Below are 23182 nucleotides of genomic sequence, written 5' to 3'. Positions count from 1 at the left end.
CGGTCAGCAGGCGATCGGTGCGGACCCGGCGGCCACGTCGTCGAACCACAGGGTGTCGTCGCCGGTGCCGTAGCTCTCCCAGCCGAGCCGCAGCGCGGTCGGCCGGGGCGGCACGGTCCGGGAGAGCCACTGCTGGTCGACGTCCTGCGTCGGCACCCCGTCGGCGTGCAGGCCGGGCACCTGCTCGTCGCCGAGCCAGGTGTCCAGGCCGGGTGCCGAGGTGTCGACCGCGAACCGCAGGCACTGCCAGGTCCCCGTCGGCAGCGGCCTGCTCAGCGCGACCCCGGCGGGGCTCTGCGCGGGGAGGGTGGCGTCGTCGCTCTCCCGGTTCCACTGCAGGGCGCCGTTCTGCCCGCCGACCCGCAGCGCCCGGCCACCCTGTGAGGTGTCCGGCATGGACACGAAGGTCACGTGGGAGGAGGGGAGGACGGTGGTGTGCCGGACCCACAGGCGGACGTACAGCACCGGGCCGGCCGAGGACAGGTCGGTGGTGGCGGCGACGAAGGCGTGGTTGCAGTAGCCGGCCCGCCCGTCCACCCGCACCGACCTCGTGCCGCTGTGCGCGACCGACGTTTCGACGGCGGCCGTGCCGGTGCCCTGGCAGTCGGGGGCGGTGAACCGCCAGCCGCCGGAGGGTGAGGTGCCGGTCTGGTCCTCGAAGTCGGTGCAGAGGACGGCAGCGCCGCATCCGGCGGGTGCGGGGGTGGGTGTGGGAGCGGGCGTGGTGGGCGGTGGGGCCGGCGGCTCGGTCCCGTCGCCGGTGCAGGGGGCGCCGTTGAGACGGAAGTCGGTGGGTGCGGGGTCGGCGGACCGCCAGGTGCCCTGCAGCCCGAAGTCGGTGCCGGCACCGCCGGCCAGGACGGCGTTCCAGGCCGTGCCGACGGCGGTCACGGAGCGGCCGGTCTGGGTGACGGTGGCGTTCCAGGCGGAGGTGACCTGCTGGTCGCCGCCGTAGGTCCAGGTCAGCCGCCAGCCGTTCAGGGCGGCACCGAGGTTGGTGACACGGATCTGGGCGGTGTAGCCGCCGGCCCACTCGTTGACGGTGTGGTCGACGCGGCAGGCGGGGGCGGTCCCGGCGCTGCCGGCGGCGGGCGCGGCGGCGAGGAGTGACCCGGCCAGCGCGAGGGCGGCCGCGACCGCCCCCCAGGGTCCGCGTATCCAGCGCGGGCAGCGGGCGAGCAGGGTGGACATGTGGGCCTCCTGAGGGGGCGGGTGGCGGCGGTTCCGGGAGCGCTCCCGGTCGGAGGCGGGGCGCGGCCCGGCGAGTCGGGCCGCGCCCGGTGGGGCAGGCCGCGCCCGGTGGCCGGGGTGGGCGGCGACGGCTGATCAGCGGAAGTTCACGTCACTGCACAGGAAGTAGGTCTGGTCCATGTGCGAGGCCTGCCAGATGGTGTAGACGACATGGCGCCCGCTGTAACCGGAGGTGCTCACGGGGATCGAGTAGTTCTGGCTCGGCGCGTACTTGCCGGTGCGGGTGACGAGTTGCAGGTCGTTCCAGGTCAGCGGCCGGCTGGTGGGGTCGAAGCCCTGCCGGGTGACGTAGACGAGGAAGTAGTCCGCGCCGTGGCCGGCCTGGTCGTACAGCTTCACGGTGAAGTCGGCGCCGATGTCCGTGGTCTTCCAGGGGCCGACGGCGTCCAGGGAGTTGTAGCGACCGCCCTCGGTGTGGCCGCCGCTGCACAGCTGCCCGTCGGGGACGACAGCGGGGAAGTTGCCGGCGGAGCCGTTGCGGTACAGGCCGTTCCAGTTCCACATGGCGTTGGGGTTGGCCTGCCACGCCTGCCAGCACATGGGGTCGAGCTCCGCCATCGCCGGGTTCTGGAAGTCGCTGCCCCAGCGCTGCCAGCAGCCGTAGTTGCGCGAGGCGGGGTCGACCACGGAGCCGTGGGCGGACGCCGCGCCGCCCCAGGTGACCAGGCTGACCAGCACCGCGACGAGAGTGCCGAGGACGAGGGCCAGACGGCGTGGTCCCGACCAACGATTCTCATGCTCATGACAATGCATGACGAAGATCTTCCTGTGGGGGAGTCGGTTCACTGTGGGGGTGGAGGCAACTGTGGGAGCGCTCCCGCAGTCGCGGTTCCAGGCTGCGCGGCGGACAGCGAGGCGGCAACGGCTGGTTTCCGCCAAACCTGGCCGACCCCGTCCCGGCCGTGCGGCAGCGCCGTGAAAGCGCAGGTCGGCGGGGCCCGACGGAACGGGTTACCACCCAGGGGTCGCCGTCAGGCAAGATGGGGTGTATCTGCCCACTGCCAGATTTCAAGCTGCCGGACGGTTTCTCTTGGCTGAGTACATCTACACCATGCGCAAGGCGCGCAAAGCGCACGGCGACAAGGTGATCCTCGACGACGTCACCCTGAGCTTCCTGCCGGGGGCGAAGATCGGCGTCGTCGGGCCGAACGGCGCGGGTAAGTCGACCGTCCTGCAGATCATGGCGGGACTGCAGCAGCCGTCCAACGGTGACGCGTTCCTGTCGCCGGGCTACAGCGTGGGCATCCTGCTGCAGGAGCCTCCGCTGGACGAGGAGAAGACCGTTCTGGAGAACGTCCAGGACGGTGTCGCCGGGATCAAGGGCAAGCTCGACCGGTTCAACGAGATCGCCGAGCTGATGGCGACCGACTACTCCGACGCGCTGCTCGACGAGATGGGCAAGCTGCAGGAGGAGCTCGACCACGCCAACGCGTGGGACCTGGACGCCCAGCTGGAGCAGGCCATGGACGCGCTCGGGTGCCCCCCGGGCGACTGGCCCGTCACCAACCTCTCCGGTGGTGAGAAGCGCCGCGTCGCGCTCTGCAAGCTGCTGCTGGAGCAGCCCGACCTGCTGCTCCTCGACGAGCCCACCAACCACCTCGACGCCGAGTCGGTGAACTGGCTGGAGCAGCACCTGGCCAAGTACCCGGGCACCGTCGTCGCCATCACCCACGACCGGTACTTCCTGGACAACGTGGCCCAGTGGATCCTCGAGCTGGACCGCGGGCGCGCCTACCCGTACGAGGGCAACTACTCCACGTACCTGGAGACCAAGGCCACCCGTCTCAAGGTCGAGGGCCAGAAGGACGCCAAGCGGCAGAAGCGGCTCAAGGAAGAGCTGGAGTGGGTGCGGTCGAACGCCAAGGGGCGCCAGGCCAAGTCCAAGGCGCGTCTGGCGCGGTACGAGGAGATGGCCGCCGAGGCCGAGAAGATGCGGAAGCTGGACTTCGAGGAGATCCAGATCCCGCCGGGCCCGCGCCTGGGCAACGTCGTCGTCGAGGTCAACAACCTCAACAAGGCCTTCGGCGACAAGGTCCTCATCGACGACCTCTCCTTCACCCTCCCGCGCAACGGCATCGTCGGTGTCATCGGCCCGAACGGCGCCGGCAAGACCACCCTGTTCAAGATGATCCAGGGCATCGAGGAGCCCGACTCCGGTTCGATCAAGGTCGGCGACACCGTCAAGATCTCCTACGTCGACCAGAGCCGCGAGAACATCGACCCCAAGAAGACGCTGTGGGCCGTCGTCTCCGACGAGCTGGACTACATCAACGTCGGCCAGGTCGAGATGCCGTCCCGGGCGTACGTGTCGGCCTTCGGCTTCAAGGGCCCCGACCAGCAGAAGCCGGCCGGTGTCCTCTCCGGTGGTGAGCGCAACCGCCTCAACCTGGCGCTGACCCTGAAGCAGGGCGGCAACCTGCTGCTCCTCGACGAGCCCACCAACGACCTCGACGTCGAGACGCTCTCCAGCCTGGAGAACGCCCTGCTGGACTTCCCCGGCTGCGCCGTGGTCGTCTCCCACGACCGGTGGTTCCTCGACCGCGTCGCGACGCACATCCTCGCCTACGAGGGCGAGTCGAAGTGGTTCTGGTTCGAGGGCAACTTCGAGTCGTACGAGAAGAACAAGGTCGAGCGGCTCGGTGCGGACGCCGCGCGTCCGCACCGCGCCACCTACAAGAAGCTGACCCGGGGCTGATCGGTCTTGCGCCACGTCTACCGCTGCCCCCTGCGCTGGTCCGACATGGACGCGTACGGTCATGTCAACAACGCGGTCTTCATCCGCTACCTGGAGGAAGCCCGGATCAACTTCCTGTTCCGCCCGGACAAGGAGTTCAAGCAGGGGTCCGTGGTGGCGCGCCACGAGATCGACTACAAGCGGCAGCTCGTCCACCGGCACCACCCGGTCGACATCGAGCTGTGGGTCACCGGGATCAAGGCCGCGTCCTTCACGATCACCTACGAGGTGAAGGACGACGACCTGGTCTACGTACGGGCCTCGACGGTCGTCGTGCCGTTCGACTTCGAGACCCAGCGGCCGCGCCGGATCACCGCGGAGGAGCGCGAGTTCCTCCAGGAGTACACGGACGAGGCCGACGAGGAGGCCGTCGCGGCATGACCACGCTGCACCTGGCCGACGAGAGGGAGGCCGCGGACCTCGCCGCCTTCCTCTCCCGGCTGCTCCACTACGACCGTGGGGCCGCGGTGCGGCTGCAGGCGGCCGGCACCGCCCTCGCCGTCTTCGGCCGGCCGCCGTCCTTCGAGGTGCTGGCCGTCCGCGCGGTGCGGCTGGCGAAGCCGTACGAGGACGGGCTCGACGTCACCCTGGACGTGACCGTCCCCGCCGGCGAGTTCCTGGAGTCCGTGGACGAGCGGGCGGCCACCGCCGCCGTCCCGGGCGCGGTCACCGGACCCCCGTGGGCCGGAGTGCTGCCGCCGCGGAGCGGCTGGCGGCCGGAGCCGGGCCTGCCGGCGCCGGACGCGCTGCGCGCCACGGTCGGCGCGGCGGTGGCCGAGTTCCGCTCCCGCACCGAGGAACTGGGGCCCGAGGGCCGTACTCGCGCGGAGCTGGACCGGATCGGGCGGGACATCTGGTCCCGGCGGCTCCAGGGCACCGGGCTGCCGGTGCGGGCCGTGCACGCCGCCCAGTCGCTGGGCTTCCTGCGGCCCGGGACCGGGCCGCAGGAGATCGGGCTGTTCTCCTCGGGGGCGTGGCTGCGGCTGCGTACGCCGTACGGGTCCGTGGCCGTACGAGCGGCAGGGCTCGGGTCCTTCGGGCTCAGCGTGCGCTGAGCGCTCTCACCTCACTCGGTGTCGTCCGGCCACACGCCGATGTGGTCGGACTCCAGTTCCAGGGCCACCCGGTCACGCATGTCCAGGGCGCGGAGGTAGTCCGCGGGCAGCTGGAGGCGGCCGGCGCGGTCGAGCATGGCGTACTCGCGGGCCACGACCGTCTCGTGGCCGGTCGCCGCGTCGATCTCGCTGCGGCGCAGCACCTCGGTGGAGGTACGGCCGTCGCGGATCGCCACCGTACGGCGGACCTCGCTCGCCACCGCCTGGTCGTGGGTGACGATGACGATCGTCGTGCCGAGGGTCTCGTTGGCCGTGCGGAACGCGTCGAAGATCCGGGCGGCCGTCCGGGAGTCGAGTTCACCGGTGGGTTCGTCGGCGAGGAGCACCGCGGGGTCGTTCGCGAGGGCCACGGCGATCGCCACGCGCTGCTGCTGTCCGCCGGACATCTGCCGGGGGTGGCGGTCGCGGCAGTCGGCCACCTGGAGCAGGTCCAGCAGTTCCAGGGCGCGTTCGGCGCGGGCGCGGCGGCCCTTGCGGGTGCCGGCGAGCTGGAGGGGCAGGGCGACGTTCTGGGCCGCGGTGAGGTAGGGCAGGAGGTTGCGGGCGGTCTGCTGCCAGACGAAGCCGACGACGTCCCTGCGGTAGGCGAGGCGGTCGGCGGCGGTCATCGTGAGCAGGTCGCGGCCGGCGACGCGGGCGGCGCCGGCGGTGGGGGTGTCCAGGCCGGCCAGGATGTTCATGAGGGTGGACTTGCCGCTGCCCGACGCGCCCACCAGGGCCATGAGTTCGCCCTCGCGGACGAGGAGGTCGAGGCCCTGCAGGGCCTGGACCTCGATGCCGTCCGTGGTGAAGATGCGGACCAGGCGGTCGCAGGTGATCAGGGCGTCGTGGCCGTAGGCGGGGTTCGCTCGGGCCTCGGTCACCCGGTTGGCCAGTTCGGTCAGGCTCGGGTTCGCTGTCATGGGGTCTCCTGCGTGGCGTTGCGCCGTGTCTGCCGGACGTTCATCGGCCGTCCCCCGCCCTCAGTTCGGTCACCGAGCCCCGTCGTCCCGTCCACCAGGCCTGGAGGGCGGCCACTCCCACCGCCACCGTGATCACCGCCAGGGCGGGAACGGCGAGGGACCAGGTGTCGGGGTGCAGCTCGGCCTCGGCCGGGGGTGCCTGGGCGGACGGGAGGGAGACGACCGTCAGGTCGATGCCGGGGGAGAGGAGGGTGATCGCCGACCAGCCGGTCAGGGCGCCGCCGGCCGCGGCGAGGACGGCCTGGGGGAGGGATTCGAGGATCAGCAGCCGGCGGGACCCGGCGCGGGTGAGCCCCATCGTGCGGAGGCGGGCCAGGAGCGCGGCGCGTTCCGGGGCCGCCCGGAGCAGTGAGAGCAGCAGCGCCAGGACGGCGAAGCCGGCTCCCGCGGCGACCGCCGCCGTGTACACGTGCTCGGCACCGGACTGGAGGGGCGAGTCGGCGTACCGGGCGCGTTCCTCGGCCCGGATCCGGACGGTGGCCGTACCGCCCACCGCGTGCCGCAGCGCGCCCGCGTCCAGCTGGTCGCCGGTCAGCAGCAGGGTCGTCGGACGGCTCGCGGGGGCCGGGAGGCCCGCGCGGTCCACGAGGAGGAAGTCGGTGCCGGAGACGCCCGGAGTCCGGTCGCGGACCAGGACGATGCGGACGGTGACCGTGCTGCCGTCCTCCAGCCGGACCGGGAAGGGCCGCCGGGTGCCGTGGTCGGCGGCCACGGCGGGGGAGGCGACGGCGGGCAGGGGGCGGGAGGGGCTGCTGGTCAGGCGGTCGGGCGGGAAGGCGCCGCCCAGGCCGGTGCGGGCCGTCAGCCGGGCGTAGCCGCGCGGGTCCACGCCCAGCAGGGGCACCTCGTCCCGGCCGCCCTCCGGCTTCGCCTGGTAGGAGGCGGCGACGGCGGTCACCGCGCGCACCCCGGGAACCGAGCGGACCCGGCCGGGGGTGCCGGCCGGCAGGGGCGTGCCCGCGTCCGCGCGGGCGTCGGCGCCGACGGTGCGCAGGGCCGCCCGGTCCCGGGCCTCGGCGACCCCGGCCAGCACCGAGCCGCCGAACGCCGCCGTGGTCAGCGCGGTCAGCAGGGCGAGCAGCGGGAGCACGGCGGAGGCCTGGGTGCGGCTCGCGCGGGCCAGGGAGAGGTGGCCGACCGCGCCGCGCAGCCGGCCGGCGGGACCGGAGAGGCGGCGCAGCAGCAGCGGGTGGAGACGGAGCAGCAGCAGCGCGGCGATCACCCCGACCAGCACCGGCGCGACCGCCACCAGCTGGTCGCCGGTGGTGCCGCGCCGGCGCAGGGTGGCCACCGCCCCGGCGGCCAGCACCAGCAGGGTCAGCTCGGCGACCGCGCGGCGCCGGGAGGGCCGTACCGAGGCGGCGTCCTCGCGCGGGGGCGTCAGCCGTACCCTGCGGTGGGCGAGTACGGCGCGCAGGGGGAGGGCGGCGCAGGCGGTGAGGGTGACGGCCAGGGCGGCGAGGACGGCGGGGGCGGCCCGGCCGGCGGGGACCGCGAGCAGGGCCGCGGCCAGGCCGAGCGCGCCCGCCGGTACGGCGACCACGGCCGTCTCGGCCAGCAGCCGCCCGGCGAGGCCGGTCAGGGAGGCGCCGCGGGCGCGCAGCAGGGCGAGTTCGGCGCGGCGCCGGTCGGCGGCCAGGGCGCCGGCCATGAGCAGCACGACGGCGACGACCGTCGCGGTGCCCGCGGCGGCCACGGAGACCAGCGGGGCGATGCCGGAGCGCAGCCGGGAGAAGGAGGCGAGGGCGTCGTCCAGGTCCGTGTCGACGCCCGCGCCGTCGTCGGTGAGGGCGCGGGCGCGTTGCAGCGCGGGCCCGGCCTCCAGGGCGGCGACGGCGGACTTCAGCCGGTCCAGGTCGTGGGCGTGCAGGCCGCGCAGGTCGGGCGCGAGGTTCCAGTAGCGGTCCGGGTCGGTACCGGTGCCCAGCAGGGCGGGGGCCGCCTCCGGGGCGAGCAGCAGCGCGCCGAGCCAGTACTTGTCCGGGTCCGGGCCGGGGTCGGGCAGGGTCACCAGGGTCGGGGTGCGCAGCAGCGGGACGGTGGACCAGTAGGCGCCGTCGGGGTCGCGCGGCAGGAGGATGCCGGTGACCCGGACGGCGAGCGGCCGGCGGCCCGGCGCGGGTACGTGGATGACCGAACCGACCTTGATGTGCAGGCTCCGGGCGGTGGCGGCGGTCACCGCGGCCTCCACCTCGGCCGCGGTGCCGTCGACGGGGTGCGCGGCGCGCGGCAGCCGTCCGGTGTGCACGCGCGCGTGCTCGGCGAGGCCGCTCTGCGCGGTCAGCGAGACATGGGCGGGCAGCCCGGTCGGCCGGGGCAGCCAGGGATCGGGCACCGCCGGGGTGACGGTGCCGGCGACGCCGTACGCGGACTGGGCGCGGTCCACGCCGAGCGGGCCGCCGACCGCGTCGAGCACCTTCTCGTACTGCCGTTCCAGCGTGGCGGGGCGCAGCGCGTCGGCGCGCCGCTCGGGCGGCAGTCCGAGGTCGGGCTGGGGCGCCGACAGCCGTACGGAGGTGTGGTCGGGCCGGGCCTGCCGCAGCGCGCGGCCCAGGCCGGCGTCCTCGTACCGGTCCACCGCGCGCGGGTAGGCGCCGGCCAGGCACGCGGTCAGCGCGACCAGCAGCGCGAGCGCGGCGGCGGCCCCGGGCGCGGCCCGCAGCCGGGTCCGCACCCAGGGCGCGACCACGGACGCCACCGGCACCGGTCGGCCCGCCATCTCACTCACCTCCCTGGGCGCGCAGCGCCGCCGCCGGATCGGCCCGGCGGACGGCCGGTACCGCCGCGACCACCAGGGGTGCCGCGGCGACGGCGGCGAGCAGCAGCGCCACCCGGCCCGGCGGGAGCCGGACGAGCAGGTCGGGCACGGGGCGGGTCGCCTCCCCGGTCAGGACGATCAACGGCAGGACGGCGCGGGCCAGTACGGTGCCCAGCCCCAGGCCCACCGCGAGGGCCAGGCCCACCAGGACGGCCTGCTCGGCGGCGACCGTGCGGGCGAGCTGGCGGCGCGGCACGCCGAGCGCGCGGAGCACGGCGAACTCGGCGTTCCGGGCCCGCTGCGCACCGGCGGCGCCGACGGCGAAGCCGACCGCGGCGAGCGCCGCCGCCACCACGGCCGCCGCCGTGAACGCGGCCTCGGGTCCGGCACCGAACGGGTCGTCGCGCAGCTCGGCGGCGATCTCGTCGCGGACCACGACCTGCCCCGGTCCGACGTCCGGCAGGGCGCGTACGGCGGCGGCCACGCGGGCGGTGGCGCCGGGTGCGGTGCCGAGCCACCACTCGGTGGGGGTGGCGCTCTCCCCGTAGCGGGCCTGGAGGAGCCGGTTCAGGGCGCGCAGGTCGAGCAGGACGGCGCCGCCGTCGCGGGCGCCGGTGTTCGCGGGGTCGGCGGTGGCGGGCAGCGCGCGGACGGCCCGGACGATCCGCACCGGCACCCTCCGGTCGCCGACGGTGAGGTCGACCCGCTGCCCGGGGCGGGCGCCGGCCGCGGCCAGGTAGCGGTCGGTGGCGACGGCCGGCACCGCGGCGGGCGCGGCCTGGGTGACCTGAAGCCGGAGGGCGACGGTGGCGATCGTCCAGATGTCGGCGTCCGGGAGGTAGCCGGTGCTGTAGGCGAAGGCGAGCGGGCCGGTGCCGGTGAGCCGGGGGCGGGTGGGGCTGGTGGCGGCGCTCGGTACGGCGGCGCCGCCGGTCTCCGCGCTGGTGGTCCACCGGGCGGGCAGGGTGAGCCGGTGCTCCGTGCCGTCCGTCCCCGACGCGGTCAGCCCCTCCAGGACGAGCCGGTGGCGCTCGGCGCGTTCGGCGGGCTGGGTGAGGTCCAGGCGCAGCCCGGTGAGGGTGGCCGGTCCGGAGGCGGCGGGCAGGGCGAGGGTCAGGGCGTGCGGGTGGCCGTCGGCCGGGAGTTGCCCGAGCGGCAGCTGGTACGGCACCCCGTACCGGTCCGCGAGCGTCACCGTCACCGCGGTCGTCGTGCCGGGCCCGGCCGAGCTGAGCAGGCGGGCCGTCAGCGTCAGCCGGGCGGTGCCCGCCGGCACCCGGGCGCCGGCCGGGGCGCCCTTCGGCGTGAGCCGGCCGAGCAGCGGGCGTACCGGTTCACCGGCCAGGTCGGGGCGCAGCAGGACGGCGTCCGCCGCGTGCGCGGTGTCGAGGGCCAGCACGGTCGCCGTACGGTCGCCGGACAGCGGCTGGGAGCCGCGCACGGCCGGGGCGGCCTCGCGTACGTCCGGCAGACCGGCGTACCGGCCCGTACGGCCGAAGCCGTCCTCCCCGCCGGCCAGTACCCGCACCGGCACCCCGGCCCGGAAGTCGGCCTGGTCGTCCTGCGAGCGGTCCCAGGAGGCGGCCTGCCCGATCGCGAGCATGCCGAGGGCGACGGCGAGGACCAGCAGCAGCACCGGGCCCGCCCCGCGCGCGGTGCGCCGGCTGAACTGCCAGCCCGCGAGCGCCACCGGCAGCCCCCGCCCGCGGGCCGCCCACCGCTCGGCGAACCGGGCCACGGGCGGCAGCAGCCGCAGCGTGAGCACGGTCCCGGCGAGCAGGGCCAGCGCGGGCGCGGCCACGAGGAGGGGGTCGATGCCGAGGGCGCCGGACCGGTCGGTACTGACGCCGCCGGAGTCCTGTCGGCCGAGCTGCCGGTAGGCCACGCCGGCGACGGCGAGCAGTCCGAGGTCGGCGCCGGTGCGCAGCGGGGCCGGGACGGCGGTGCGGGCCGGCTTCGTACGGGACCCGCGGGGCTTCGGCGGCAGGGACCGGCCGCGCCGGGAGCCGGACTCGCGCGCCCGTACCGCGTCCCGGGCTCCCGTCACCGCCGGTACGGTCACCGCCAGCGCGCAGCCGAGGGCCACGCCGGCCGCGACCAGCCAGACGGCGGGGCGGCCGGCCGGCGGGAGGTCCAGGCGCAGACCGAGCCGGGCCAGCGGGCCGTGCCCGGCGAGCAGCGCGGTGAGCGGGCCGGCGAGGAGGGGCGCGCACACGGCGGCGGGCAGCGCGAGCAGCAGCGCCTCGGCGGCGGCGAGGGCGGCGATCCGGGCGCGGGAGGCGCCGCGGGCCCGCAGCAGCCGGGTCTCGTCGGCGCGTTCGGTGCTGAGCAGCCGGGCGACCAGCAGCAGCGCGTAGCCGGCGAGCAGCACCAGCTGGAGCGCGATGATCAGCAGGGTGGAGCGGGCCACGAGCAGCGAGCGCTCCACCCGGTCCAGCACGTCCGGCAGCGCGGTCTGCGAGACGGTGGCCCCGCTCAGCGCGGTCGGCCTGCGCAGGGCCGCGCTGCCGTCCCGGGCCGCCGAGCGCAGCTCACCGATCCGTGCGGTCGTCGCCGAGGCGAAGTCGGCCGACGCCAGCCAGCCCGTCGCCCCGGCGCTGACCCGGCCACCGGTGAGCACCGCGGGGTCGGCGAGCAGCGGGCCGTACGTCGTGAAGCCGGACTCCTTCACCCCGCGGCCCAGCAGGTCGTCCAGCCGCCAGTACGGTGCCGTCGCCGAGACGGGCCGGTACACGCCGACGACCCGGACCCGGACCGCGGGCCCCCGCAACCGGTCGGCGAGGGTGAGCCGGACGCCGGGCGTCAGCCGCAGTGCCCGGGCGGCGGCCTGCGGGATGGCCACCTCGACCTCGCCGGCGGACGGGCCGCCGGGGCGCGGGAGGCGGCCGGCGGTGAGCCGCAGCCGGCCGTGGTCCAGTGCCGCGAAGTACGTCAGGTCCGGGTCGCCCGACCTGTGCGCGGGCGGCTGGAGCGAGCGGGGGAGCGCGTACGGCCCCGAGCGGCGCAGGGTCCGTACGGTCACCGGTAACCCGGCGAAGGTACGGTGCGCACCCCGGTGTACGGCGGTGTCGGCGGCGGCCCGGTCGGCGGCGGGCACGTCCGCCTTGACGATCAGCGCGGTGTCGGCGGCGTTGCGCGGGGCGCCGAGCACGTGGCGCAGCGCCGCGTCGCCGATCGCGCCCGAGTACGCCGTGAGCGTCGCCAGGACCGCGGTGGTCAGCGCCACCGTCAGCAGAGCGGCGCCCAGCAGCAGGCGGTGCGCACGCGCGCGTGAGAAGACGAACCCCGTCACCCGGCCCCCGTGTGTCCGGACTTCCAGACCTTCGGGCGATGCTGGCAGAGAGGGCGGTCCGCCGGTAAGCGGTTGTCGGCCCGTCTATACCGGATTGTGATCGGAATGCGGGGACGGGTGACCGGAATCCGACCTTCAGTGACGAGGCGTCAGTGCTGTGTGATCGGCCGGGGTGATCCGTCGTGCGATCGGTCGTGTGACCGGTCGTGTGATCGGCCGGGGGATCAGTCGGGGGTGTTCACCATCGACGCGGCGGCGTACGTGAGGTAGTTCCACAGCGTCCGCTCGTGCTCCTCGGACAGGCCCAGCTCGTCGACGGCCGCCCGCATGTGCCGCAGCCAGGCGTCGTGCGCCGCCCGGTCCACGGTGAACGGGGCGTGCCGCATGCGCAGCCGGGGGTGGCCGCGGTTGTCGCTGTACGTCGTGGGGCCGCCCCAGTACTGCATCAGGAACAGCGCCAGCCGCTCCTCGGCCGGGCCCAGGTCCTCCTCCGGGTACATCGGCCGCAGCAGCGGGTCCTCGGCGACTCCCGCGTAGAAACGGTGGACGAGCCGGCGGAAGGTGTCCTCCCCGCCGACCTGCTCGTAGAAGGTCTGCTCCTGAAGCGTGCCGCGCCGAATCTCTGTCACCCGTCCATCGTCTCAGACCGGGCGGCCCAGGACTCAAGGCCTAGGACCACTCCCGCCCGGCCCGCCCGACCCTACTGTGGAGCCATGGGCGCCTACGACGCGGAGACCGAGGTCCTCGCCGACGCGGCACGGGCCGCGCTGGTCGAAGAGATCGACGCCGACGGGGCCTGGGCCGGGGACCCGGTGTGGCGGGAGGCGTTCGCGGCGGTGCCCCGGCACCTGTTCGTGCCGTACTACTACGTCCCCGGACCACGCGGATACGAACGCCGCTGGCGCGAGAGCCCCGAGCCCGCGGTCCGGGAACGCTGGGTGCGCGGCGCCTACGCGGACGCACCGCTGGCCACCCGGCTGCGCGACGGCGAGCTGGTCTCCTCCAGCAGCCAGCCCTCCCTCATGGCCCGGATGCTGGTCGCCCTGCGCGTCCGGGACGGCGACCGGGTCCTGGAGGTCGGCGCCGGCACCGGTTACAACGCGGCCCTGCTCGCCCACCGGCTCGGCGACGACGACCTCGTCACCACCATCGACCTGGAACCGGAGATCACCGAGTCCGCCCGGCAGCACCTCGCGGCCGCCGGCCACCACCCCGCCGTCGTCACCGGCGACGGAGCGCGCGGAGTCCCCGAACGCGCTCCCTACGACCGGATCATCGCCACCTGCGAGCTGCCCACGGTGCCGCGCGCCTGGCTCGCCCAGTGCCGGCCCGGTGCGCGGATCCTCACTCCGCTCGCCACCGGGCTGCTCGCCCTGACCGTGCGGGACGCGTGGCACGCCGAGGGCCGTTTCCTCCCCGGCGCCGCCTTCTTCGTGCCGCTGCGCGGCGAGGGCAGGCCGGAGCCCGGGGGCGTCCCGACGGCCGGGCTGCCGGGCGGGGCCGGCCGGCAGGAACCGTTCCGCTTCCTGCTCGCGCTGACCCGGTCCACCCTCGACCCGCAGGAGGCGTACGCCCTGTGGGAGCGCGAGGACGAGCCGGGCCGCGGACGCTACGGCGTCACGGTCGACGGCGAGCACACCTGGAGCTGGCTGGACGACCCCGAGGGGCCGTACACCTGGCCCCTTCCCTGAGCCCGGTCAGCCCCGGCGGACGGTGATCGTCGTCCAGGCGCCCACGTGCACCCGGTCGCCGTCCTGGAGGGGGACCGGCACGAACGGCTGGATCGGCTCCTCCGACATGTTGACCGTGGTGCCGTTGGTCGAGTTCTGGTCGACGACCGCCCAGCTGCCGTCCGGCTGCTGCACCAGCACCGCGTGCTGGTGCGAGACGCCCGGGTCCTCCGGCGGCACGGACAGGTCGATGTCGGGGGTGTCACCGGTGGAGTGCCGGCGGCGGCCGATGGTGACCTGGTTGCCGGTGAGGGGGCGCTGCTGCTCGGGCGAGTACGCGGGCAGGTTCAGGCCCGCGGCCTCGGGGCCGGAGCGCTGCATCATCGCCATGAAGTACTCGCGGTCCGGGCCGATGGTCGCGGTCCAGGTGCCCGGCTGCGAGGACCGCGGCGCCTGCGGGAAACCGCCGCCGGGTCCGGGCGGGGTCTGGGTGGCACCGTTCTGCGGGTAGCCGTAGCCGCCGCCCTGGCCGCCCTGGCCGGCGGGGCCGGAGGAGGGCGGGGAGAGCACCCAGTCGTCGTCACCGGCCGGCGGCCGGCCGGCCTCGCGCGGGAACGCGGGCGGGGCCGACGCCCCGGCCTGCTGGAACGCCTGCGGGGCACCGCCGGGACCGGACGGCGTCGGCCCGGGCGGGGGCGGCACCGGACGGGAGGGGTCGCCGCCGAAGCCGGAGGGGCCGGGGGGCGTGGGACCACCGGGACCACCGGGGCCCTGCCCCGGGCCGCCGCCGAAGCCGGGGCCGGAGCCGGGGTGCTGGTTCTGGTTGCCGCGGAACCCCGACGGACCGCCCGGACCGCCCGGACCGCCGGACGCCGGACCCTGACCGCCACCGAAGCCGGAGGGGCCGCCGGGACCACCCTGGCCGCCGGGACCCTGCCCCGGACCGCCGCCGTACCCGGACGGGCCACCGGCCCCCGGGCCCTGACCGGGACCCTGCCCCGGACCCTGGTTCTGTCCCGGACCCTGGTTCTGCCCGGGCACACTGCCGAAGCCGCCCGGACCCGACGGGCCGCCGGAAGTCGGACCCTGACCCGGGCCGCCACCGAAGCCCCCCGGACCGCCGGGACCACCCGGGCCCCCCGGACGCTGCCCGGAGCCCTGACCCTGACCCTGACCGAAGCCCTGACCCTGGCCCTGGCCCTGGCCCTGGCCGAAGCCCTGAGGCGGGCCCGGTGGGCGCTGGTTGCCCGGGCCGAACGGGGGCGCGCCCGCGGGGCCGGGGGAGGTCTGCGGGCCGGAGGGGCCGCGGTCGCCGCCGAACGGCGTCGGGCCCGACGGTTCGCTGCCGAAGGACGGGATCGGCTCGGCCGGCCGGTTCACCTGCGAGGGCCGCGAGCCCTGGTACTCGTACCCGTCACCGCCGCCGTACGTCGCGCTCGGCGGCTGGAACCGCGGCTGCGACGGACGCGGGGCGGCCGGGGTGTAGGAGGTCGCCGTGTTGGTCAGGAAGTTCCACCGGCACTCCTCGCAGAACGGCGCGCCGCCCTCACGGGGCGTACGGCACTGCGGGCACAGCTCCGGCTCCTGGGCCGACGCGGCCGGCGGACGGGCGCCGGCCGGGCCGCCCTGCGGGGGCGGGAAGCCGTAACCGCCCGCGGGCGGGGGCGGCGGAGGGGGCGGGGGTACGGCACCGGCCATGCGGTGACCGCAGACCTCGCACCAGTCGTCGGAACCCGACTGGTGTCCGTTCGGGCAGGTCGGCATGTCGGCGCTTCCCCTTCTCCTACGCTTCCAAGGGTCACTTCTTTACACGGACAGTCTTTGTGGACCGGGTCTCCAGCGTCATCTCGTCCGCCTCGGCGACCCTCGTCTTCAACCGCACAGTACCTGTCGCGGCGTCGACCACGTCCACCACCTTCGCAAGCAGTTTCGCAGTATCCGCGTTCCCCGAGGCGCTCGCGAGCTGAACCGCGCGCCCCAGTTTGGCCGTTGCCCCATCGGCATCGCCCGCTTTGCGAAGGTCGAGTCCCTTCTGGATGGCCTGCGCCAGTTCGGCCTGCCCGGTGTAGTGGGCGACTTGTGGGTTGATCGATGTGGATGCGGCCATGTCGTCGGTCCACACCGCCCGTACGAGCCCCTGCGCCCCGAGGGTTTGTACGGTTCCGTCCGGTTGGGGAATCACCAGGGAGACCCGCGCGGCGAGCATCTCCCGGCCGAGTCCGGCCGGCGGGACCGTCAGGCACAGGTGGTAGTCGCGGGACTCGTCACCCCAGGAACCGGTCGGGTAGTCCCCGGCGCGCGGTCCGGCCTCGGTGCGGCGGTCGGTCAAGTCCTCCATGGTGGGCGCGACTTGCTTGACGAACCGGATCGTCGTGCCGACCGGCGTCCACACCCGCAGGGAGACGTCGGCGACCTCCTTGCCCATCGCCGTCTCCATCATCCGCGTGAAGTCCGCGGCGAGGCCCGCCGGATCGGCGACGATGTCGGCGGTGCCGAGCAGCGTCGAGGCGACCCCTGTGACTTCTTTCACTTCCCAGTCGGTGCCCACGCCCCGCGCGTCACACGTGAACCGGCCGGCGCAGGCGTCCAGCGTGGCCCGCAGGTCCTCCGCCGACTCGTGCTCGTTGCGGCCGTCGGTGAGCAGGATGCCGTGCCGGATGCCGACGTCCGCCGCGGACAGCAGCCGGTCGGCGAGCCGCAGCCAGGTGCCGATGGCCGTACCGCCGCCCGCGTTCAGCCGGCGCAGCGCCCGTTTGGCCTGCTCACGGGTGGTGGCGTCGGCGACCGCGAGCCGCCCGCCGCCCGGGTAGACCTCCGTGGCCACGTGCGTGCCGCCGATCACGGCGAAGGAGGTGCCGTCGCGCAGGGCGTCGATCGCGGCGGCGGTGGCGTCCCTGGCGCCCCTCATCTTGGTCGGCGGATAGTCCATGGAGCCCGAGCAGTCCACCATGAGCGCCACCGCGGCGGAGGGCCGCCGCCCCGGCGCGTACACGGGCGCGGAGACCGTGCTGCCGACGGTGCCGCCGCCGGTCGCGCTCACCGTGACGATGGCGTTGACCTCGCTGCCGTCCTCGGGCAGGTACTCGTTCTGGTAGACGTCCACCGAGAACTGCGGCACGTTCGACTTCGCGAAATTGGCCATGCCTGATCGCATCCCCCTCGACACCCCGCCCACGCGGGGCGATGGCTGTGAGCGGACCGGTCCCCTCCGGTCCGCCCCGGCTTCCCCGTGCCGTTCCCCCGTCGGATACGGCCCTCAGACCGATCCTGCCCCCTGCGGCGGCGCCGGGAACGGCAGGACCGCCACTGTTACGTTGTCGTGGCCCCCGCCGTCCAGTGCGTGCCCCACCAGCACCCGGGCGCCGTGCAGCGGACGGGCCGCCGCGTCCGCCGGGATGACCTCGGACATCTCCTCCGCCGTCTCGGCGTAGTTCCACAGTCCGTCGGTGCACACCACGACGGCACCGGGCCGGTCCGGTTTGAAGGCGGCGGTGTGCGGCTCCAGTTCGTAGGCGTCCGCGCCGAGCCAGCCGGTGATCGCGTGGGCCCGCTCGTCGGCGTACGCCTCGGCCTCGCTCATCAGGCCGGCGGCGACCATCTGCGCGGCCCACGAGTCGTCCTCGGTGAGCCGGGCGGGCGGCGCGGAGCGGTCGGTGGGCACCCAGTAGACCCGGCTGTCGCCGACCCAGCCGACGACCAGCAGCCCGGAGGTGACGATCGCGCCGACGATCGTGCAGGCCGGCGCGTTCTGGTGCGGGGCGTGCTCGCGGGCCGTGGCGGGCTCCTCGGCGAGCGCGTTGACGGCCTGCGAGGCGGCGACGATCGCCTCGTGCATGGCCGCCTGCGGGTGGGTGCCGCGGGGCAGCGCGGCCAGCAGGGTGTCGCCGGCCGCCTGGGACGCGGCCAGGGAGGCGTCGTCGGGGCGGGTCGCGGAGGACACGCCGTCGCAGACGATCGCCACCGCGGCCGGGGTGCCGTCGGGGAGCCTGGTGTGGCCGACGGCGAAGGCGTCCTCGTTGCGGTGGTGGCGCAGCCCGCGGTCGCTGACGGCGGCCACCGGACCCGACTCCCGCTCCACGTGGTCGCGTTCGCGCGGCTGGGCGTGCCCGCAGTTCTCGCAGTAGCCGTCGCCGTCCACGCGGCCCGCCCGGCAGGCCACGCAGAGCTGCGCGGGCTCGGCCGGGGCGGCCGTCAGCCGCGGGTCCGGCGCCTGCAGCGGGTACTCGTCCGGCTCGTCCGGCCGGTCGAACCGCACCCCGCAACCGGGGGACCGCTCGGCCTCGGACTCGTGCCCGGGCAGCGGCGTGTCACCCGAGTCGGTACCGGGCAGGTCCGTCGGCAGGTGCGTCGCCGACGGCGAGCCGGAACCGGCCGGGCCGGGCTCGGGCCAGGCCGTGCCGTCGTCCGGTGCCGCGGAACCGGTCATGGTCAGCGTCGGATGGTCCCGCGGCGGAGCGGGCACCTCCGAAAGGTCGTACCCGCACGCTCCGCAGAACAGGTCACCCGGCTCCACGGGCTCCGCGCAGCTCGGGCACTTGGGCAGTGCGGCCTGCCGGGGCATCTGCGACATCGACTACACCCACGTCCGGGGGCGGTAACGGTTGGCCCGTTCCACCAGCTCGATCCTCTCCTTGCCGCCGGGCGCCAGCCGGGCCAGCGTGCGGTAGGCGCGCTCCAGGCCGAAGCGGAGGCCCCGCTCGTCCAGACCGCTGCCCAGCAGCACCCGGCCGCCGGCGGCGGGCCCGGTGCCCTGGCCCCCGGAGAGTATCCAGTCCAGCGCACAACCGAGCACCTCCGCCGACAACAGCTCGCGCCGCGCCGGATCCAGACCGTACGCCTGGAGCGCCTCGACCTGACCGGCGGCGGCCGTCAGGTCGTCCAGGAACGGTACGTCACCGACGCCCGCGGTGCGCTGTCTCAGCCGGGCCCGGACGGCGGCGACCCGGGCGGCCGTGTAGTGGATGGAGGACTCCGGCACCGACTCCAGCGTCCGCACGGCCCCGCCGCGGTCCCCGGCCGCGAGCCGCACCCGGGCCAGCCCGAACGCGGCGCTCACGAAACTCGGGTCGGTCGACCACACCAGGTGGTAGTACTCGGCCGCGTTGTCCAACTGGCCCAGCACCTCGGCGCACAGGCCGAGCGCCAGCTTGGGCGCGGCCTCACCGGGGAAGGCGTCGTAGATCGCGTCGAACGCGAGCGCGGCGCCCTCGAAGTCGCCGGTGGCCAGCGCGGCCACACCCCGGTACCACACCACCCGCCAGTCGTCCGGCCGTTCCTCGTCCAGCTTGGCGAGGCTCGTCGCCGCGCCCTGGTGGTCGCCGCTCTCCAGCCGGGCGCGGACCTGCCTGAGCCGGGTCTCCATGGTCTGGGCGGGCGCCGCGGCCAGCGCGGTCATCAGCTCGGCCGGCGCCGAGGCCATCAGGCCCGCGAGAAAACCGGCGTTGGGATCGGCCGGGTCGACCAGCGGCACCGGCAGGGCCGGCGCGGCGGCCGCCGTGTCGACCGGCTCGACCAGCGCCGGCGGCGGCGCGGCCGGGGCGGCGGGCGCCTTCCCCACCGGGCGCGCCCCCAGCCGGGACACGTCCCCGTCCAGCCGCGGGAACAGCTCGGTGTCGGTGACCTTGACCTCGGGTCCGAACAGCGTCGACAGCGCGGGCCGCGCCTGCCCGGACTGCAGCGAGACGACCTCCCGCAGCACCCCCGTCAGCTGCTCGGCCATCTCCTGCGCGGAGGCGAACCGGCGGGCCGGGTCGGGGTCGGTGGCGCGGACCAGGAGCCGGTAGAAGGACTCGTACCGGCGGAAGACCTCGATGCTGTCGGGGTCGGGCAGGGAGTCGGCGTAGACGTTCGTGTAGCCCTGGAAGTCGAAGGTGAGCACGGCGAGGGTGCGACCCACCGTGTACAGGTCGCTGGCCACCGACGGGCCGGACTCGGCGACCTCCGGGGCCTGGTAGCCGACCGTGCCGTAGATCGCCGACTCGTCGTCGTCCATGCGGCGGACCGCGCCCATGTCGATCAGCTTGAGCTGGTCCTCGGTCTGGATGGCGTTGTCGACCTTGAAGTCGCAGTAGAGGAGGTTGCGGCTGTGCAGGTGACCGAGGGCCTCCAGCGCCTCGATGCCGTACGCGCACGCCTGCTCCACCGGCAGCGGGTCGCGCCGGCCGTCGGGCGCCCGGCGGGCGTTGGCGATCTCCTTCAGGGACTTGCCGCCGACGTACTCCATGACGATGTAGCCGTCTAGGGAACCGGTGCGCTGGTCCAGGTGCTCCACGAAGTTGTAGATCCGCACGATGTTGGCGTGCTCGATCTCCGAGAGGAAGCGCCGCTCGGAGATCGCCGCGGCCATCGCGTCCTGGTCGCCGGTGTCCAGCAGGCCCTTCAGCACCACCCAGCGGTCGGAGACGGCCCGGTCCACGGCGAGGTAGACCCAGCCGAGCCCGCCGTGCGCGAGACAGCCCGCCACCTCGTACTGGCCGTGCACGATGTCCCCGGCCTTCAGCTTGGGCACGAAGGAATAGGGGTGCCCGCACTTGGTGCAGAACCCCTCCGTGCGGCCCGGCCGGTCACCCCGGGCCCGGCCCACGGGAGCCCCGCAGTCCGCGCGCGAGCAGAACCGCTTCCGCTCCGGCACCTCCGGGTTCTCCAGCACCATCGCGCGCGGGTCGGGCCGCGGCACCTGTGGCACCGAGACGAGTCCGGCGCCCAGCCGGCCGCGCGAGGAGGTGCCCGACGAGGCGCCGGAGCTGCGCACCGACACCGAGCGGCCCGTGGAGTTCCCCGACAGCGACCGGGAGAGCCGCCCGGACACCGAGCGGCGTGACTTCGACGACTGCGAGGACGTCCGCGCGCTGCGTGAACCGCCGCTCTCGGAGGAGCGGTTGGTGATCCCGGTGGCCGGCGAGCCCACCAGACCTCCCCCGGCGGGGGGACCCCCGGCCGAGACCACGGGGGCGAGTCCGCACGTGTCGCAGTACAGCTCGCCGCCGCCGACGTCCTCGTACGTCCCCGCGCAGCCCGGTCGCTGGCAGGTCTGCCCCGGCCGACTCATGACGTGTCCCCCTTGCGGTCCCCCGGAGCGTTCGCGCCGCCGATGAGTTCGGCCGCCGCCTGCTGGTAGCGCAGCACCGCCTGCTCCGCCACGCGCAGGTCGCAGGGCGCGCTCCACAGCATGCGGCGGGCCGCGTCGTACCGCTCGACCAGCAGCGGGTCCTCGGCGAGACCGTGCCGGGCCACCTTCGCCTTGTAGGCGTCGAGCCGGCCGCGCAGTTCGGCGCGGACCGCGAGGGGCGCGGTGACCGCGGTCAGCGACTCGCGGGCCCGCAGCAGCTCGTCCTCCGCCTTCTCCTCCAGTGACTCCAGCAGCGGGGAGAGCCGGTGCCACTGGGCCTGCCTGCGGTACTCGGCCGCGGTCGCCAGCTGCTCCTGCAGCGCGGTCGGCGGCCCGCTCACCACCGGCACCTCGGTCGCGGCGATCTTCGCGAGCACCTCGCCGCGCGCGGTACGGGCCTCGGCAAGGGTGCGGTCCGCGCGCGAGAGCACGTCCCGCAGCCGGATCAGCCGCGTCTCCGCGTCCTGGCGCACCGTCAGCACGGCGTCGATCTCCCGCCGCACGTCCTCCAGGGCGCGCGCCTCACGGTCGTACACCGTGGTGTCCGGGCGCCCGCCACCGGGCGCCGAACTGCCCTGGGCCGGCACCCAGAAGGCGAGCGGGTCGCGGACGACGTCCTCGCGCAGCCGGGTCAGCGTGCGGGTGATCCGCTCCAGGTCGTCGCCGGCCGGGTGCTCTCCGGGGCGCACCCCGACGGAGTGCGCGAGACCCCGGGTGCGCTGGAGTTCCGCGGCGAGTAAATCGATCCGCGCGGGCAGCGCCGACCACACCGCGTCGGCGGCGACGATCACGTCCAGGCTCGTCGCGTACAGCTCGTTCATCCGCTCCACCAGCGCGGACAGCGAGTACGTCTCACTGAGCCGGCCGGTGCCCACGCCGGGGACGGTCACGGACTCGCCGCGCAGCAGCGCGGTCAGCTCCGCCAGGTCCTCCCGGCTGGACCAGCGGCGCCGCGCGCGGATCTCCCGGGCACCGCGCAGCGCGGCCGTGTAGGCGTCGAAGTACGCCCACAACCGGGTGATCCGCCCCTCCGTCGCCTGCCAGCGTTCCCGGGTGACGCCGGCCAGGTCGGCACCTTCGAGGAGTCTGCGGCCCGCGTGGTCCTGCAGGGCCAGCAGCGAGGTCTCGATCGCCTCGTGCTCCTGGCCGAGCCGCGCCAGCGCACGGTCCACCTCGTCCCGGTCCATCACCGGCCCGGCGGGGTCCGTGACGCCCATCGATCACCTCTCGCTTGCTGTCTGTTCCGGTCGGCCGCGGCTCAACTGCCGCGCAGGTACTGCGGCGCGGGCGGTTTCGACGCAGCGGAATCCTTCCCCAGTGTCGCCGACAGCCAGTCGTCGTACGACGTCTGCCAGCCCTGCGCGCGATAGTCCACCAGAACGCGGTTGACCCGGCGCGCCAGATCGCTCGCGTCCTTCTTCATCGCCACTCCGTAGTACTCGGTCGTGAAGGCCTTGCCCTTGAGTTCCACCGTCGGGTCCTGCGCGGCCTGGCTCGCGGCGAGCGCGCCGTCGGTCACGACGGCGTCCACCTCGCCGAGTTGCAGCCGGACCAGGCAGTCCAGCTGGTTCGGGACGGTGGTGGAGATGTCGGTGGAGGCGGGCAGCCGGCCCTCCTTCCGGTCGGCGTCCAGCTTGGCGTGGGCCGTCGAACCGGCCGCCGTGCACACCTTCTTGTGCGCCAGCGAGCCGTCGTAGCCCGTGATCGGGGACGACTTGGGCGCGAGGACCTGCTGGCCGGTCTTGAAGTAGGGCGCGGAGAAGGCGACCTGCCGCAGCCGGGCACAGGTGATCGTCATGGTGCGCACCACCATGTCGACGCGCCCGTCCTCGATCGCCGGTATCCGCATGCTGGTCGGGATCGCCTTGAACTGCACCGCGTCCGGGTCCCCGAGGACGTCCTCGGCGATCCGGTGCACCAGGTCGATGTCGAAGCCCTCCAGGCGCGCGCCCTCGGTGTTGGGGTTGCGGTAGCCCCAGCGGTAGCTGTTCTGGTCGACGCCGACGACCAGCTTGCGCTTGGCGCCCGTACGGGCCTTGATGGCGTCGATCGTCGGGCCGTCCGCGCCGGACGGGGCGAGCGTCTGCCGGTGCGCCTCGGCGTCCACGCAGCCGTCGGCGCGGGCCTGGACGCCGGTGGCCGTCTTCTGCCCGGCCCGCTCCGGGCCCCGAGGCGCCCGCTGGGTGCACGGCAGCAGCAGGGCGAACGCCAGTGCCAGCGCGCACAGCACCGCCATCGCGGCGACTCCGCCCCAGCCCCGCAGGGACGGCCGTGCACGGCTCACGTCCATCA

16 protein-coding genes are annotated in these 23182 nt (G+C 75.0%); 4 read left to right on the top strand and 12 right to left on the bottom strand.

The window, feature by feature from the left end; all coding sequences use genetic code 11:
- Window positions 1-3: 3 nt before the first annotated feature.
- A complete protein-coding gene (locus tag ACZ7N4_RS04385) occupies window positions 4-1191 on the bottom strand; it encodes a cellulose-binding domain-containing protein (protein ID WP_471353618.1) in 1188 nt (395 codons plus the stop codon).
- A 135-nt stretch (window positions 1192-1326) separates the two neighbouring features.
- Window positions 1327-2004, bottom strand: a complete 678-nt coding sequence (locus tag ACZ7N4_RS04380) for a lytic polysaccharide monooxygenase auxiliary activity family 9 protein (RefSeq protein ID WP_471353616.1) — start codon at window positions 2002-2004, stop codon at window positions 1327-1329.
- 277 nt (window positions 2005-2281) lie between these two features.
- On the opposite strand from ACZ7N4_RS04380, the gene ettA reads away from it, so the two are divergent.
- From ettA to ACZ7N4_RS04365, 3 genes are read left to right on the top strand one after another with little or no spacing between them, the layout of a single operon-like run.
- On the top strand, window positions 2282-3946 hold the full coding sequence (ettA, locus tag ACZ7N4_RS04375; RefSeq protein ID WP_471353614.1) for an energy-dependent translational throttle protein EttA: 1665 nt from the start codon (window positions 2282-2284) through the stop codon (window positions 3944-3946).
- Window positions 3947-3952: 6 nt separating this feature from the next.
- On the top strand, window positions 3953-4366 hold the full coding sequence (locus ACZ7N4_RS04370) for an acyl-CoA thioesterase (protein ID WP_471353611.1): 414 nt from the start codon (window positions 3953-3955) through the stop codon (window positions 4364-4366).
- Complete coding sequence (locus ACZ7N4_RS04365) at window positions 4363-5040, top strand: DUF8185 domain-containing protein (RefSeq protein WP_471353609.1); 678 nt, start codon at window positions 4363-4365, stop codon at window positions 5038-5040. Before ACZ7N4_RS04370 ends, ACZ7N4_RS04365 begins: the two co-directional genes overlap by 4 nt.
- 11 nt (window positions 5041-5051) lie before the next feature.
- Here the strand turns inward: ACZ7N4_RS04365 and ACZ7N4_RS04360 are convergent, their stop codons facing one another.
- From ACZ7N4_RS04360 to ACZ7N4_RS04345, 4 genes are all read right to left on the bottom strand, one after another.
- A complete protein-coding gene (locus ACZ7N4_RS04360) occupies window positions 5052-6002 on the bottom strand; it encodes an ABC transporter ATP-binding protein (RefSeq protein ID WP_471353607.1) in 951 nt (316 codons plus the stop codon).
- Window positions 6003-6042: 40 nt separating this feature from the next.
- Window positions 6043-8781, bottom strand: coding sequence for an FtsX-like permease family protein (locus ACZ7N4_RS04355; protein ID WP_471353604.1), 2739 nt, complete (start codon window positions 8779-8781; stop codon window positions 6043-6045).
- A gap of 1 nt (window position 8782) precedes the next feature.
- Entirely contained in the window at window positions 8783-12112 is a 3330-nt protein-coding gene (locus tag ACZ7N4_RS04350; protein WP_471353602.1) for an FtsX-like permease family protein, read from the bottom strand.
- Between the two features lie 224 nt (window positions 12113-12336).
- Window positions 12337-12741 (bottom strand): globin, encoded by a 405-nt coding sequence (locus ACZ7N4_RS04345; protein ID WP_471353599.1) that lies wholly within the window; start codon window positions 12739-12741, stop codon window positions 12337-12339.
- An 84-nt stretch (window positions 12742-12825) separates the two neighbouring features.
- Between ACZ7N4_RS04345 and ACZ7N4_RS04340 the strand changes: the two genes are divergently transcribed.
- Window positions 12826-13803, top strand: a complete 978-nt coding sequence (locus ACZ7N4_RS04340; protein WP_471353597.1) for a methyltransferase domain-containing protein — start codon at window positions 12826-12828, stop codon at window positions 13801-13803.
- 6 nt (window positions 13804-13809) lie between these two features.
- Here the strand turns inward: ACZ7N4_RS04340 and ACZ7N4_RS04335 are convergent, their stop codons facing one another.
- The 6 genes from ACZ7N4_RS04335 to ACZ7N4_RS04310 form a co-directional block, all read right to left on the bottom strand.
- Complete coding sequence (locus ACZ7N4_RS04335) at window positions 13810-15546, bottom strand: FHA domain-containing protein (RefSeq protein ID WP_471353595.1); 1737 nt, start codon at window positions 15544-15546, stop codon at window positions 13810-13812.
- 34 nt (window positions 15547-15580) lie between these two features.
- Entirely contained in the window at window positions 15581-16924 is a 1344-nt protein-coding gene (locus ACZ7N4_RS04330) for a vWA domain-containing protein (protein WP_471353594.1), read from the bottom strand.
- A gap of 114 nt (window positions 16925-17038) precedes the next feature.
- A complete protein-coding gene (locus ACZ7N4_RS04325) occupies window positions 17039-18352 on the bottom strand; it encodes a PP2C family serine/threonine-protein phosphatase (protein ID WP_471353592.1) in 1314 nt (437 codons plus the stop codon).
- 3 nt (window positions 18353-18355) lie between these two features.
- Complete coding sequence (locus tag ACZ7N4_RS04320) at window positions 18356-20830, bottom strand: serine/threonine-protein kinase (RefSeq protein WP_471353590.1); 2475 nt, start codon at window positions 20828-20830, stop codon at window positions 18356-18358.
- Window positions 20827-22107, bottom strand: a complete 1281-nt coding sequence (locus ACZ7N4_RS04315; protein ID WP_471353588.1) for a hypothetical protein — start codon at window positions 22105-22107, stop codon at window positions 20827-20829. The genes ACZ7N4_RS04320 and ACZ7N4_RS04315 overlap by 4 nt, the downstream gene beginning before the upstream one ends.
- A 41-nt stretch (window positions 22108-22148) precedes the next feature.
- Entirely contained in the window at window positions 22149-23180 is a 1032-nt protein-coding gene (locus ACZ7N4_RS04310) for a glutamate ABC transporter substrate-binding protein (RefSeq protein WP_471353585.1), read from the bottom strand.
- Window positions 23181-23182: the final 2 nt, after the last annotated feature.

The sequence above is a fragment of the Streptomyces sp. NPDC107654 genome (assembly GCF_055639035.1).
Note: the sequence above shows the minus strand (reverse complement) of the source record. Positions and strands in the feature narration are given on the sequence as shown.

Excerpts from the sequence above, each read along its gene's own strand:
- ACZ7N4_RS04330 (WP_471353594.1), bottom strand. The coding sequence starts at position 16,924 with ATGGCCAATTTCGCGAAGTCGAACGTGCCGCAGTTCTCGGTGGACGTC.
- ACZ7N4_RS04380 (WP_471353616.1), bottom strand. The coding sequence starts at position 2,004 with ATGCATTGTCATGAGCATGAGAATCGTTGGTCGGGACCACGCCGTCTG.
- ACZ7N4_RS04310 (WP_471353585.1), bottom strand. The coding sequence starts at position 23,180 with ATGGACGTGAGCCGTGCACGGCCGTCCCTGCGGGGCTGGGGCGGAGTC.
- ACZ7N4_RS04325 (WP_471353592.1), bottom strand. The coding sequence starts at position 18,352 with ATGTCGCAGATGCCCCGGCAGGCCGCACTGCCCAAGTGCCCGAGCTGC.
- ACZ7N4_RS04315 (WP_471353588.1), bottom strand. The coding sequence starts at position 22,107 with ATGGGCGTCACGGACCCCGCCGGGCCGGTGATGGACCGGGACGAGGTG.
- ACZ7N4_RS04335 (WP_471353595.1), bottom strand. The coding sequence starts at position 15,546 with ATGCCGACCTGCCCGAACGGACACCAGTCGGGTTCCGACGACTGGTGC.
- ACZ7N4_RS04360 (WP_471353607.1), bottom strand. The coding sequence starts at position 6,002 with ATGACAGCGAACCCGAGCCTGACCGAACTGGCCAACCGGGTGACCGAG.
- ACZ7N4_RS04365 (WP_471353609.1), top strand. The coding sequence starts at position 4,363 with ATGACCACGCTGCACCTGGCCGACGAGAGGGAGGCCGCGGACCTCGCC.
- ACZ7N4_RS04385 (WP_471353618.1), bottom strand. The coding sequence starts at position 1,191 with ATGTCCACCCTGCTCGCCCGCTGCCCGCGCTGGATACGCGGACCCTGG.
- ACZ7N4_RS04340 (WP_471353597.1), top strand. The coding sequence starts at position 12,826 with ATGGGCGCCTACGACGCGGAGACCGAGGTCCTCGCCGACGCGGCACGG.
- ACZ7N4_RS04355 (WP_471353604.1), bottom strand. The coding sequence starts at position 8,781 with ATGGCGGGCCGACCGGTGCCGGTGGCGTCCGTGGTCGCGCCCTGGGTG.
- ACZ7N4_RS04320 (WP_471353590.1), bottom strand. The coding sequence starts at position 20,830 with ATGAGTCGGCCGGGGCAGACCTGCCAGCGACCGGGCTGCGCGGGGACG.